This is a genomic window from Kitasatospora sp. NPDC059673 (assembly GCF_042734215.1).
Classification (GTDB): Bacteria; Actinomycetota; Actinomycetes; order Streptomycetales; family Streptomycetaceae; genus Kitasatospora.
Window position 1 is genome coordinate 1 of sequence record NZ_JBHWEN010000030.1, and the last position, 12,587, is coordinate 12,587.

The following is a 12,587-nucleotide window of genomic DNA, read 5'->3' on the forward strand; positions in this document are numbered from 1 at the left end:
ACGCGCCGGGGTTGGGGGCGGGGGCGTGGGGGTGGCGCTACCCCCGCCCGCGCCACCGACTGCGTCACCCGCGCTCAACGAGGCGTTGGTTCGAGGACCCGCGTCAGGCCCCGGCAGGCCGACCGTACGTTCTATGGGGCAGTCCAGAACGTGGCTGCAGACGAGAACTGCAAACCAAAACTGCAACCACGAGACGACGAAGGCCCCGACCGCTGAGTGGTCGGGGCCTTCGTTTGCCCTGGCGGGCGAAGGCGGAGGATACGAGATTCGAACTCGTGAGGGGTTGCCCCCAACACGCTTTCCAATTCTCCTCAGCACTGTCCACCGGGGTTTACACCCGTCCTGACCTGCGGCTGAGCACACGGTTGGGCGGCGGCTGAACCTGCCCGGACGGGGCTGAATGAGACCAGAACTGAGACCAGTACGGGTCCTGTCGAAGAAGGACGGCGGGTTCGCTGCCGATCAGGTGCCCAGGCTCTTGCGGCGGGCTCGCATGTAGGTCCCGGAGGTGGAACTCCCTCCCCAACCGCCTGTGGTGGCGATGTCCCACCCCCGCTGCTCGCGCATCTGGCCGGCGAAGGTGCCGAGGTCCTGGATGGAGCAGCCGCAGTCCAAGTGGACTCGGATCGTGATGTACGAGCCGAGCGGCTTCGTCTCGCTCGGGTCCAGCGACCAACGAACGGTGTGCTCGTGATCGGCGAGCCCCGTGCGCTTCTCGTCGTGGACGAGCCCGTGGGCACGGGCGTACTCGTCCAGATCGTCGATGACGAACAGGTGACTGCTCCACTCGCCCGGCCAGACCGCGTAGAGGGTGGACTTCCCGCTCCGTGCCCGCTCGTAGGTTCCGGAGTCGGTGCCGTGAGAGACCGTGCCGTCTTCGGATATCTCGATGTAGCAGGTCGTCCGGCTGGTGTAAGGGAAGTCTGTGCCAGCGGCAGCGGCACTTCTCGGCTGCATCGGTGTTTTCTCCTGTGGGCCGGTTGGAGCAGAAGGCTGGGCGCCGTAGATCGTCAGCCTCATAGGCGCACCAACCAATGCGATCTGCGCCGAGGTTACGGCCCTTTCCCCCGTTGCTTCTACCGGTCCCTCTCGTGGAGCAGGTGGATCGGCCGTCCCCCACAAGCTCAGGCCAGCGTCTTTGCTGCGGCTGCTGGGCTCTCTCCTTGCCTGCCGTAGCGCCCTGGAACCACCTCAGGCACTCCCCGCTCTTCCGGCCGGCTGCGGGGAGAGGGGCCTGCGGTTCCGTTCCTGGACCTCCTGTGCCCGTGGGTGCCCTTGGTGAGCGAGCACCTCAACCACCTTGGTCACCGCAGTCTCCACGGCTTCGTGCTCCCATACCCTCAGCGGAAGCCAGCCCAGCCGGACGAGGTAAGCGTCGGTGTCCGCGTCTCGGCCGACGTTGTGCTGGAGCTTGTTCCACCACCACTCGGCATTGTGCTTCGGCGCGTGCAGGTGCTGGGGACAGGCGTGCCAGAAGCAGCCCTGGACGAACACCGCAGTGCGCCAGCGCGTGAACGTGAGGTCCGCACGGCGTCGTCTCAATCCCGGCAGTGGGAGGTTCACTCGGTACCGGAACCCCAGCGAGTGCAGCGCGCACCGCAGCGCGAGTTCGGGACGGGTGTTGATACTGCGCTGCGCGATCATCACGCGACGGGCGGCGGCATCGCGGGGCGGTGGCGCGTCGGGGCGGTTGGCTCTGTCTCCCATGCGCTGAACAACCGGTGCTCAGCGTCCTGGTCACTCCCAGTTGGCGTTCTCCACGGGCCGGCCGTGCAGGAAAACTGTGTGGGACCCGCCAGATCTGCGGCATACAATCCCTTGCCATGGCCGTGTATGACAACCGGAGGCGGACGGATCCTGCGCCGAAGCGCGAAATGGAGTCGAGTGCCGATTTCTTCAACAGGATTTCCGGTCCATTTTGGGATCAAATTCGCGACGTGGTCAACGAGTGGTGGGCGCACTTTCCCGACCATGTGCGGCCCGGCCTGATGAGTCGACTGGTGGACCGAAACTCGGATGCCAATGTACATTCCGCGCTCTGGGAGCTGTATCTGCATGAGATGCTGATCGGATCCGGTTGCACTGTGCAGATCGAGCAGCAGGTAGGCGCGCGGGGGAAATATCCCGACTTTTTGGTAACGTACGGTGAGACGCAGTTCGTGCTTGAGGCGATCTGGACAGCTCAGCGAGTAGGGGGCGGGGAGCCTGGCCGAATGCCGCCTCAGTTGGTCGATGCCATCGATCGTGTCCCCAGCCCGAACTTCTTCGTCGCCTACCAGCTCGACGTGGCAGGGCTGGCCACACCCCCGCAGAGGAAGCTGAAGGCCGAGCTCGCGAAGTGGCTCGACGGGTTGGACCCGGACCGGGTCGTCGCTGCGCGGGAGCGCGGAGTTCCACTGCCCCGGCACGTATGGCAAGAGTCCGGTTGGCGCGTCACGTTCGATGCGATTCCTCGCAGTCCTGATAGACGAGGTGATCCAACGGCCAGGACCATCGGCGTTCACGCCTCGGTGTGGCTCGACGAAGATTTGAACCTGGTGCTGGAGGCAGTCAGGAGGAAGGGAGGAAAATACGGGGAAATGAACCTTCCATTCATCGTCGCTGTCGGCAATGAGGTCGTCTTCCCGGAAGATTCGGAAACCGAAGCTGCGCTGTACGGAGCCTTGAATGGAAGAGCTTCCGGTCGCGCTTCGGGAGGCTATTGGGGCGTTCCGGAAGGGCATCCTCATAGTCGCGTCAGCGGCGTTCTCGTAGTCGATAATCCAGGGCCTTGGAACTGGGCCAGAAGGACTCCCGTCCTTTGGCGAAGCCCTCACCCGGAATCGATGCCGGCACCTGTCCTCCCGACTTGGGAGGCTGCATCGCTGGTCGGGACGGAGGTCGCCCGCGTGCCTGCGGAGAGTCCCGTCAGCTCAGCTCTTGAGCTACCCGACCACTGGCCGGTCGGGGCGCCGTTCCCGCGCAGTTAGCCGACTTTCCATGACTGACGAGGCGGTGCATGCGGCGTGGTGCGATTCCGTCAGGACGAGAGTTCGGCATCCAGGTATGCCTGAACGGGTTCGAACAGGCCGTAGGGAACGAACCGGGCGATCCGGTCGTGCGTCACCCACGCGAGTTCCGCCAGCTCTTCGGTGTCGACCACGGTCGCAGTGCCGCTCACCACTTCGCAGGCGGTGTACGACATCTGTCGGCCGGTCTTCGGGTGCAGGCGCTCGCCCAGGAGCCCTACGGCCTTCACCGTCAGGCCAACCTCCTCGGCGGTCTCGCGGACGGCAGCCGCTTCGGGCGTCTCACCTGCCTCGAGCTCGCAGGCCGGGAACTGCCAGGACAGCTCGCCCTCGGCGACACGGCGCTGGACCATCAGGACGCGGCCGTCCTGGACCACGACGGCTGCGGCGATGCCCGGCTTCGTGCTGCTGGTCGGCTCAGTCATTCTGCGGCTTCTCCAGGGCGGCCAGGATCGGCGGGAAGAGCGTATCGACGGGGATGAACCGGGTCACGGCGTTTCGCGGAACCCACATCACGTCGGCGTTCTCGATCGCGTCCTGGTTGCGGGCCTCACCGGCCAGGTACTCGGTGAGGTAGTACTGGCACCACACCCCGGTGGTCGGGTGGAGGCGGCCGCCGAGGTCTTCGCGGACCGCGCAGTGGACACCGGTCTCGGCGAGCGTTTCGCGCACGGCCACCGAGGACGGGTTGCTGCCCGGCTTCACGACGCCCGCTGGGAACTGCCAGCGGATGCCGGCCGATTCGTCGTCCCGGCGGCAGACGAGCAACTGCGCTGGCGGGCCGGAACTCCGCCCGCTGGATCTTTGCCCTCGCGCTCGGCCTGCGACAGGGCGAGGTACTCGGGCTCCAGTGGAAGGACATCGACTTCGACCGCGGCATCGCCTGGGTCCGACGAGGCCGCCTCCGGCCCAAGTACGCGCACGGCTGCGGCGACCGCTGCGGGCGGAAGCCCGGCTTCTGCCCGCAGAAGGTGGCCGTCCGCCGCGAGACCAAGGACACCAAGTCCCGCGCCGGCCGCCGCCCGGTCCCGCTGCCCGAACCGCTCGCCGTCGTCCTCCGCCACCACCAGGAGGAACAGGACCGCGAGCGCGCCCTCGCCCGCGACCTCTGGACGGAGAAGGGCTACGTCTTCACCGACGAGACCGGCCAGCCCCTCAACCCCAGCACCGACTACCACCGCTGGAAGCGCCTCCTGTGCGAGGCCAACATCCGTGATGGCCGCCTCCACGACGCCCGCCACACCGCCTCGACCGTCCTCCTCCTGCTCGGTGGCCCCGAGCGGATCGTCATGGCGATCATGGGCTGGTCCTCGGCCTCGATGGCCAAGCGCTACCAGCACGTCACCGACCCGATGCTGCACGACGTCGGCCAGAAGATCGGCGGGCTGCTCTGGGGCATCGCAGGCGACGAGGCCGATACGGGGAGCGCAGAGTGATGTAGGGCGCGCTGGGACATGGTGATGGGACGGCCTGTAGAGCGGGCCGTTCCATCACTCGGTCGACGACGTCTCAGGCTCATGAGCGGCGCGGTTTGCCTCAGTTCTGCCTTCGTCGCTGGTGCTTTGGTCGGCATGCGCGAGCTGTGCCGTGGTTGGTGCGAGGGCCCTGCCTGCTGCTCAGCGAGGTTTTCTCAACGATGTTCGCTTCCGGATACGGACCACTGCGGATCGTCGCCGCGCTGCTCACACCTTCTCGACGGCGAAGGTCCGGCCGGTGTGGCGTTCGGCGAAGTACGCGTCATTGGCTGCCTTGACCGCGCAGTCCGTGGCGTACCCCCTCACCGTGCCGTCCAGACTGGTCGCCCGGTACCGGGCGTCGGGCTGGCAAGGAAGGCAGGGCTCGACCCCAGGGCGCGCACGAGCATTATGGTGTCGGCAGTGGTGGAGAGACGGCTGCGGCTTGGCGGGCGGAGGTGCGGGCCTCGAAGCAGGCTTCCGATGTACCGGTGCTATCGGGGTTGCGCTGGTGAAGAGATACGCGTGGTCCCATCCGGAGGCGGCGAGGGCGCGGTCGACCGACGGTGAGCTCTTCCCGGACTCCCAGGCCCGAAAGGTATAGGCCGTTATACCCAGCGCCCGGGCTACCTCGGTGGAAGTCATGCCCGCACGTTTCCTGCACGAGCAGAAGACGACGCCGGCCGCCTGCGTTCGGAGTTGTTTGATCACCGTAGACTCGCGCCTTCCGAAGAAGACGCGATTGAGTACCTCAGCGGCGTTTCTGTGAAGGGCTCCACCTCGATCTATGCCCTTCTTCCATTCCCGATAACGGCGGCTGAGGCCGAGGCTGTCGATGCCCAGGAGATCGGCCCACTCCAGAATCGGTTCGGCGATGTCCCGGGCGGTTCCTAGCTCGGCGCTCTGGACCGCGGAGATACTGGCTCCGGCCTCCATGGCCAACTGCGTCTGAGTCAGGCCCAGCTTGGCCCTAAGCTCGGCCAGCGGCCCTCCCATAGCCAGCTTTTTCACCAGGCGACCAGCGGGGACAGTGCCGAGGTGATCGTGGAGGAGGCGCATTCGTCAGTCGCGATGATCACCAGGTGGCGGTCAGCGGCCGCAGGTCTGAGCGCGTCCGTGTGCGGCCGGTCGGGACTCCCGAGGCGGGCGGTCTGCACGAGCTGGCCTAGCGCCTTGCCCAGAGGGCCATTGGGTGTGGTGCTCAGGTTCAGGCCCTTCTTGGCCTGAACTATGACCCAGCCGACGTCTGTGAAGATGCCAAGGTCGTCGACGGGCCGGTTCGTCTGGCCTCCCACGGTCAGCACTTGGCAACCTGACGCCCAGGCTGGCAGGGGCGTCTCGGTCAACATATGTGCTGCAGCCCCTGCCAGGAAACGGCCTTCATGGCCAACTCCACCGGCTGTTCCGGCCCCTCCAGCTAAGCCTCGGTTCCTGGCCATCCCGCGCCGACCCCTCTGAACGATGCATGGTTCGCCGCATGTCGCCCTGATGTGCAAGGCGGCGCTTCGACGAGCGCAGCCTACGACGTGGCTGGTTCTCCTGACAGGTCCGTTGCTGTTGGAGATTTGCGCCTCTTGCATCCGATCGGAACGCCGACTGCGACCGGCGTCTTCTGGCGACAGGGCGGCTGCGACCCTGGGTAACGCAACTGAGACCACGACACGACGTAGGCCCCGACCGCTGAACGGTCGGGGCCTACGTTATGGCTGTAAGCCATGGCGGAGGATACGAGATTCGAACTCGTGAGGGGTTGCCCCCAACACGCTTTCCAAGCGTGCGCCCTAGGCCTCTAGGCGAATCCTCCGTGGGAGAGCTTAGTACATGTCGAGGGGTGGTTGCGACCACGGTCTCGCAGGTGGGTGGCGGGGGTGGCCTGCGGATCGGAGATCGGGGTGGGATCGGGGTGGGATTGGAGTGGGTGGGGGGAGTGGGGGCCGGGATCCGCTACTCTTGGGGGCAGCCCCTCGTGTGGCGTCATCTCTCTGAACCCCCCCAGGGCCGGAAGGCAGCAAGGGTAGGAGGGCTCTGGCGGGTACGCGAGGGGTCCTTGCGTTTCCGGGGTCGGTGGTGGTGGGGGGCCACGTTTGTCGGTTGGTCCCGATATCGTCGGTGGCGTGTCCCTAGCCCTGTACCGCCGCTACCGCCCCGAGACCTTCGCGGAGGTCATCGGGCAGGAGCACGTGACCGTCCCGCTCCAGCAGGCCCTGCGTAACAACCGGGTCAACCACGCGTACCTGTTCAGCGGGCCGCGCGGGTGTGGAAAGACGACCAGTGCCCGCATCCTGGCCCGCTGCCTGAACTGTGAGCAGGGGCCGACCCCGGAGCCGTGCGGGGAGTGCCAGTCGTGTCGCGACCTGGCGACCGGCGGGCCGGGTTCGATCGATGTGATCGAGATCGACGCGGCGTCGCACGGTGGTGTGGACGATGCGCGTGAGCTGCGGGAGCGGGCGTTCTTCGCGCCGGTGCACAGTCGCTACAAGATTTTCATCCTGGACGAGGCGCACATGGTGACCTCGGCCGGTTTCAACGCGCTGCTGAAGGTGGTGGAGGAGCCGCCGGAGCACCTGAAGTTCATCTTCGCCACCACCGAGCCGGAGAAGGTGATCGGGACGATCCGGTCCCGCACCCACCACTACCCGTTCCGGCTGGTTCCCCCGGGCACGCTGCGCGACTACCTGGCGCAGGTGTGCGGCCGTGAGGGCATCCAGGTGGAGGATTCGGTGTTCCCGCTGGTGGTGCGGGCCGGCGCCGGGTCGGTGCGTGACTCGATGTCGGTGATGGACCAGCTGCTGGCGGGTGCCGGTGAGGCCGGCGTGACGTACCAGATGGCCACCGCGCTCCTGGGGTACACCGATTCCTCGCTGCTGGACGAGGTGGTGGACGCGTTCGCGGCGCAGGACGGCGCGACGGTGTTCCAGGTGGTCGACCGGGTGGTCGAGGGCGGGCACGACCCGCGGCGTTTCGTCACGGACCTGCTGGAGCGGCTGCGCGACCTGGTGATCCTGGCCACCGTGCCGGACGCGGGGGAGAAGGGCCTGATCGACGCCCCGGCCGACCGGGTCGCGGTGATGCAGGCGCAGGCCGACCGCTTCGGCCGGGCCGAGCTGAGCCGCGCCGCGGACCTGGTCAACACCGGCCTGACCGAGATGCGCGGCAACGCCGCCCCCCGGCTGCAGCTGGAGCTGATCTGCGCCCGGGTGATGCTGCCCGGCGCGTACGGGGACGAGCTGTCGACGCAGGCCCGGCTGGACAAGCTGGAGCGCCGGGCCGCCACCGGCGGCTTCGCCGCGCCGATGGCGTTCCAGCCCGCGCCGGTGGAGGCGCCCGTGCAGCAGGCCCCGGCTCCGCAGCCGCAGGCCCAAGCCCCGGCGCCCGCGCCCGTGCCGGCCCCGGCCCCGGCCCCCGCGCCGTCGGGCCCGGCCCCGGGCGCCTGGCCGATCGCCCGCAGCTTCCCCCCGGCGGACCAGACCCCGCCGCCCGCCCCGGCCCCGCAGTCGCAGGCCCCACAGGCTCCGCAGCCGCAGGCCCCGGCACCGCAGCCGCAGGCTCACGCGCCGCAGCCGTCCGCCGCCCAGCCCTCCGTGGCCGCGCAGCAGGGCGCGGCGCAGATCCGGCAGATGTGGCCGCAGATCCTGGAGGCGGTGAAGAACCGCCGCCGGTTCACCTGGATCCTGCTCAGCCAGAACGGCCAGGTGGCGGGCTTCGACGGCAGCACGCTGCAGGTGTCGTTCGTGAACGCGGGCGCCCGGGACAGCTTCGTCGGCAGCCACAGCGACGAGGTGCTGCGGCAGGCGCTGACGGACGCGCTGGGCGTGGACTGGCGGGTGGACTGCATCATCGACCCGTCGGGTGGCACGTCCTCGCCGTCCGGCCAGCCCGCCGCCTCGTACGCGCCCCCGGCGGCTCCGACGGCCCCGGCCCCGGCCGCGCCGGTCGTGCCGCCCGGCGGTGGCTGGGGCGGGACTCAGGCGCACGCCCCGCAGTCGGCCGCGCCCGCTCCGGTCGCACCGCCCGCGCAGCAGCCCCCGTCCGCCCCGCAGGCCCAGGTCCAGGCCCCGAGGCCGTCCGCCGCACCGCCCGTCCAGCAGCCCCCGGCCGCCCCGCCGGTGCAGGCGCCCCCCGCGGTGGCGCCGGAGGACGACATCCCGGAGGAGGACGACCCGGACCTGAACGAGGACGCGTTCTCCGCGCAGGAGCTGATCGTCCGGGAGCTGGGGGCGACGGTGCTGGAGGAGATCCACCACCGTCCGGGCTGAGCCGCCGCAGGCAGCGCGGGCCTTCGGAGCTGCCCGGGCCTGCGCGGGGTCCCGGAACTGACGTGGGGCCGACGAGCGGCCGCGTAGGCTCGGGGGCAGGTGTCGGCGCGGGTGCTCGTGGTGGTTCGCGTCGGCCGTGTGAGTGCCGATGGATCGAGGAGAGTGCCGTGTTCCCTGGTGGCCAGCCGAACATGCAGCAGTTGCTGAAGCAGGCGCAGAAGATGCAGGAAGAGCTCGGCCGGGCTCAGAAGGAGCTCGCCGAGACCGTGGTCCGCGGTTCGGCGGGCGGCGGTCTGGTGGAGGTGACGGTCACGGGCGCCGGCGAGCTGACGTCGGTGACGATCTCCCCGGAGGCGGTCGACCCGGAGGACACCGAGACCCTGGGCGACCTGGTGCTGGCCGCGGTGCGGGACGCCAACGCGGCGGCGCAGAAGCTCCAGGCGGAGCGGATGGGCCCGCTCACCCAGGGCCTGGGCGGCGGCATCCCCGGCCTCCCGTTCTGAACCGCGCTGAACCGCTCTGAACCACGCACAGCAACCGAACCGCACGCGGCACTGCCGCCGCAGCATTGCGGCACTGCGCCGCAGCACCGCGGCACTGCCGCCGCAGCACTGCGGCGCGTAGCCCCGAGCAGCACCGTGCAGCGCCCGGCGGTTCCTGCACGCTTCACTGGCAGCTTCACTGGCAGTGAGTTGTGTGATTTATGAGCCAGTAGGGCGTCGGGCGGTGTGTCCGGCGCCCGATTCGTTGGATGATGGCACCGGAGTGCGAACCCTGGTCGAAGGAAGGCGTGGCGGTGTACGAGGGCGTGGTGCAGGACCTGATCGACGAGCTGGGCAGGCTGCCCGGAGTCGGTCCGAAGAGCGCCCAACGGATCGCCTTCCACATCCTGCAGGCCGATCCGACGGACGTGCGCAGGCTGGCGTACGCGCTGCAGCAGGTGAAGGAGAAGGTGCGGTTCTGCGTGGTCTGCGGCAACGTCGCGGAGTCCGAGCAGTGCCGGGTCTGCCTGGATCCGCGCCGCGACCTCGCGGTGATCTGCGTGGTGGAGGAGCCCAAGGACGTGGTGGCGATCGAGCGGACGCGCGAGTTCCGCGGCCGCTACCACGTGCTGGGCGGGGCGATCAGCCCGATCGAGGGGGTCGGCCCGGACGATCTGCGGATCCGTGAGCTGATGACCAGGCTCGCGGACGGCACGGTCACCGAGCTGATCCTGGCCACCGACCCCAATCTGGAGGGGGAGGCGACCGCGACCTACCTGGCCCGGCTGTGCAAGCCGATGGGCCTCAAGGTCACCCGGCTGGCGAGCGGACTGCCCGTCGGCGGGGACTTGGAGTACGCCGACGAGGTCACCCTCGGCCGGGCGTTCGAAGGGAGACGACTGCTCGATGTCTGACCGAACCGACACCGCTCACCGGACCGACGCCGCCCACCGCGCCGACGCCGCCCACCGCGGCACCGAAAGCGCGTCCTACAGCAGCGCGCTCCACACCAGCGCGCCCTACAACAGCGCGTCCCCCCACGACACCGCCGACCGGCCTCACCCCTCGGACCCGGCCGCGCTGCTGGGCCGCACCGAGGCTCCGGACGACTTCGCGGTGCAGATCGCGGACTCGGTGGAGAGCTTCGTGCTGGCCGTCACCGAGGTCGCCAAGGGCGACGAGCCGGGCAGCGCGATCTCGCTGCTGCTGCTGGAGGTGTCGCAGCTGCTGCTGGCGGGCGGCCGGCTGGGCGCGATCGAGGACGTGCTGCCCGAGGACCGCTTCGAGCCGGACGCCGGCCCGGAGCCGGACGGGGTGGAGCTGCGCGAGCGGCTCGCCGAGCTGCTGGCGCCGATCGACGTCTACCACGAGGTGTTCGACCCGTACGGCCCGCCGGAGAAGCCGAGCGCGTTCCGGATCTCGGACGACCTGGCGGGGGTGGTCAGCGAGCTGAGCCACGGCCTGACGCACTACCGCGAGGGCCGGGTGTCGGAGGCGCTGTGGTGGTGGCAGTTCTCGTACCTGTCCAACTGGGGCTCGACCTGTACGGCGGTGCTGCGCGCCCTGCAGTCGCTGATCGCGCACGTGCGGCTGGACTCGCCGCTGGGCGCGGTGCCGGACGGGGCGGACACCGACGACGACGGGTTGACGGACGAGCAGCTGGAGCAGCAGGCGGGCGACCTGATGGCGGCCGAGCTCGGGCTCTGAGGGCGAATCGCGGGGGAGTGTGACGCATCCGTCACCCGCGCGCCGGAGGCGAAGATTCCGGTACCGGGGTGGTGTGCGGGCGGCGATTCTTCGGGGCGGGTCGCCGGGGCCCGCAGACCTGACAGTCCGCGGTGATCAGATTTCGATATTCACATCTCACCATGTGGAAGTCGTCGGCCGGAACATCCCTGCTCGTTAGACTGACGGTGACCCAACACCCCAAGTCGAGGAGCCCCCGTGGGCCTTGTCGTGCAGAAGTACGGCGGCTCATCCGTCGCGGATGCCGAAGGCATCAAGCGCGTCGCCCGCCGAATCGTGGACACCCGGAAGGCCGGCCATGAGGTCGTCGTCGTGGTCTCCGCGATGGGTGACACCACGGACGAGCTCATCGAACTCGCGGAACAGGTGACGCCTATTCCGTCCGGCCGTGAGTTCGACATGCTGCTGACCGCCGGAGAGCGCATCTCCATGGCGCTGCTGGCGATGGCGATCAAGACGCTGGGCTTCGACGCCCAGTCGTTCACCGGCAGCCAGGCCGGTGTGATCACCGATGCGACGCACAACAAGGCGCGGATCATCGACGTGACGCCGGGCCGGATCCGCAACGCCCTCGACGAGGGCAACGTCGCGATCGTGGCCGGTTTCCAGGGCGTTTCGCAGGTCTCCAAGGACATCACCACGCTGGGCCGCGGCGGCTCCGACACCACCGCGGTGGCGCTGGCGGCCGCGCTGGGCGCCGAGGTGTGCGAGATCTACACCGACGTGGACGGCGTCTTCACCGCCGACCCGCGGGTGGTCAAGAAGGCCCGCAAGATCGACTGGATCGCCTTCGAGGACATGCTGGAGCTGGCCTCGTCCGGTACCAAGGTGCTGCTCGACCGCTGTGTGGAGTACGCGCGGCGCTACAACATCCCCATTCACGTACGATCGTCGTTCTCCGGCCTGCCGGGGACCATCGTCAGCGCCACCAACCCGAACCAGCCCGAAGGGGGCGAGATGGAGCAGGCCATCATCTCCGGAGTCGCCCACGACACGTCGGAGGCCAAGGTCACCGTCGTCGGCGTGCCGGACAAGCCGGGCGAGGCGGCACGGATCTTCCGCGCCATCGCCGACGCCGAGGTCAACATCGACATGGTGGTGCAGAACGTCTCCGCCGCCGCCACCGGCCTCACCGACATCTCCTTCACCCTGCCCAGCACCGAGGGCCAGAAGGCCATCGACGCGCTGAACCGGGTCAAGGCGGGCATCGGCTACGAGTCGCTGCGCTACGACGACGCGATCGGCAAGATCTCGCTGGTCGGCGCCGGCATGCGTTCCAACCCGGGCGTCACCGCGACCTTCTTCGAGGCGCTGTCCGAGGCGGGCGTGAACATCGAGCTGATCTCCACCTCCGAGATCCGGATCTCGGTGGTCACCCGCGCCGAGGACGTGCCGGAGGCGGTCCGCGCCGTGCACACCGCCTTCGGGCTGGACAGCTCCGGCGACGAGGCGGTCGTCTACGGCGGCACCGGCCGCTGAACCCCGCACCCGAGGCCGTGCACAGCGCAGAGGTTGTGTGCGGGACGGGTGAAGCGGACCCTGACCGTCCGCCGGGTCTGCCAGAATCCCCCTTCGGAGCGATGTGTTCCGGAGGGGGATTCCCTCTCTGCGGAAGAACTCCCCCGGCGCGGGGCAACCAGG

The 12,587-nt window shown here is 69.0% G+C and carries 11 protein-coding genes, 1 tRNA gene, 1 other RNA gene and 2 pseudogenes; 8 read left to right on the top strand and 7 right to left on the bottom strand.

Annotated elements, in window-relative coordinates; genetic code table 11:
- Positions 1 to 462: 462 nt before the first annotated feature.
- Both ACFV18_RS27870 and ACFV18_RS27875 read right to left on the bottom strand, forming a co-directional pair.
- Complete coding sequence (locus tag ACFV18_RS27870) at positions 463 to 957, bottom strand: hypothetical protein (RefSeq protein WP_380487828.1); 495 nt, start codon at positions 955 to 957, stop codon at positions 463 to 465.
- A 234-nt stretch (positions 958 to 1,191) separates the two neighbouring features.
- Positions 1,192 to 1,707 carry a very short patch repair endonuclease gene (locus ACFV18_RS27875; RefSeq protein ID WP_380487830.1) on the bottom strand — a complete coding sequence of 172 codons (516 nt, stop codon included), beginning with the start codon at positions 1,705 to 1,707 and terminating at the stop codon, positions 1,192 to 1,194.
- Positions 1,708 to 1,823: 116 nt separating this feature from the next.
- Between ACFV18_RS27875 and ACFV18_RS27880 the strand changes: the two genes are divergently transcribed.
- Positions 1,824 to 2,969 (top strand): hypothetical protein, encoded by a 1,146-nt coding sequence (locus ACFV18_RS27880; RefSeq protein ID WP_380487831.1) that lies wholly within the window; start codon positions 1,824 to 1,826, stop codon positions 2,967 to 2,969.
- Between the two features lie 50 nt (positions 2,970 to 3,019).
- On the opposite strand, the gene ACFV18_RS27885 is transcribed toward ACFV18_RS27880, so the two are convergent.
- Together ACFV18_RS27885 and ACFV18_RS27890 are read right to left on the bottom strand one after the other, a co-directional pair.
- On the bottom strand, positions 3,020 to 3,433 hold the full coding sequence (locus ACFV18_RS27885; RefSeq protein ID WP_380487833.1) for an NUDIX hydrolase: 414 nt from the start codon (positions 3,431 to 3,433) through the stop codon (positions 3,020 to 3,022).
- Positions 3,426 to 3,776 (bottom strand): annotated as a pseudogene (locus ACFV18_RS27890) (NUDIX hydrolase); the annotation flags it as partial. The pseudogene ACFV18_RS27890 and the gene ACFV18_RS27885, both read right to left, overlap by 8 nt.
- Here ACFV18_RS27890 and ACFV18_RS27895 point away from each other — a divergent pair.
- A pseudogene (locus tag ACFV18_RS27895) lies at positions 3,773 to 4,444 on the top strand (tyrosine-type recombinase/integrase); the annotation flags it as partial. The pseudogenes ACFV18_RS27890 and ACFV18_RS27895 overlap by 4 nt on opposite strands.
- 246 nt (positions 4,445 to 4,690) lie before the next feature.
- On the opposite strand, the gene ACFV18_RS27900 reads toward ACFV18_RS27895, so the two are convergent.
- From ACFV18_RS27900 to ACFV18_RS27910, 3 genes are all read right to left on the bottom strand, one after another.
- Positions 4,691 to 5,473, bottom strand: a complete 783-nt coding sequence (locus tag ACFV18_RS27900; RefSeq protein ID WP_380487834.1) for a helix-turn-helix transcriptional regulator — start codon at positions 5,471 to 5,473, stop codon at positions 4,691 to 4,693.
- Positions 5,470 to 5,766, bottom strand: a complete 297-nt coding sequence (locus ACFV18_RS27905) for a hypothetical protein (protein ID WP_380487835.1) — start codon at positions 5,764 to 5,766, stop codon at positions 5,470 to 5,472. The genes ACFV18_RS27900 and ACFV18_RS27905 overlap by 4 nt, the downstream gene beginning before the upstream one ends.
- 412 nt (positions 5,767 to 6,178) lie before the next feature.
- Positions 6,179 to 6,266, bottom strand: a tRNA-Ser gene (locus ACFV18_RS27910).
- Between the two features lie 154 nt (positions 6,267 to 6,420).
- Between ACFV18_RS27910 and ffs the strand changes: the two genes are divergently transcribed.
- The 6 genes from ffs to ACFV18_RS27940 all read left to right on the top strand — a co-directional run bounded on the left by ffs (position 6,421) and on the right by ACFV18_RS27940 (position 12,425).
- An RNA gene (ffs, locus tag ACFV18_RS27915) (signal recognition particle sRNA small type) lies at positions 6,421 to 6,511 on the top strand.
- A gap of 65 nt (positions 6,512 to 6,576) precedes the next feature.
- Positions 6,577 to 8,718 (top strand): DNA polymerase III subunit gamma and tau, encoded by a 2,142-nt coding sequence (locus ACFV18_RS27920; RefSeq protein WP_380487837.1) that lies wholly within the window; start codon positions 6,577 to 6,579, stop codon positions 8,716 to 8,718.
- A 191-nt stretch (positions 8,719 to 8,909) separates the two neighbouring features.
- Positions 8,910 to 9,221 (top strand): YbaB/EbfC family nucleoid-associated protein, encoded by a 312-nt coding sequence (locus ACFV18_RS27925; protein ID WP_380487984.1) that lies wholly within the window; start codon positions 8,910 to 8,912, stop codon positions 9,219 to 9,221.
- A gap of 293 nt (positions 9,222 to 9,514) precedes the next feature.
- The gene (gene recR, locus ACFV18_RS27930) at positions 9,515 to 10,114 is read left to right on the top strand and encodes a recombination mediator RecR (protein ID WP_380487986.1); all 600 of its coding nucleotides are present in this window, start codon (positions 9,515 to 9,517) and stop codon (positions 10,112 to 10,114) included.
- Entirely contained in the window at positions 10,107 to 10,907 is an 801-nt protein-coding gene (locus ACFV18_RS27935; RefSeq protein WP_380487839.1) for a DUF5063 domain-containing protein, read from the top strand. The genes recR and ACFV18_RS27935 overlap by 8 nt, the downstream gene beginning before the upstream one ends.
- A 237-nt stretch (positions 10,908 to 11,144) precedes the next feature.
- Entirely contained in the window at positions 11,145 to 12,425 is a 1,281-nt protein-coding gene (locus tag ACFV18_RS27940) for an aspartate kinase (protein ID WP_380487841.1), read from the top strand.
- Positions 12,426 to 12,587 lie beyond the last annotated feature (162 nt).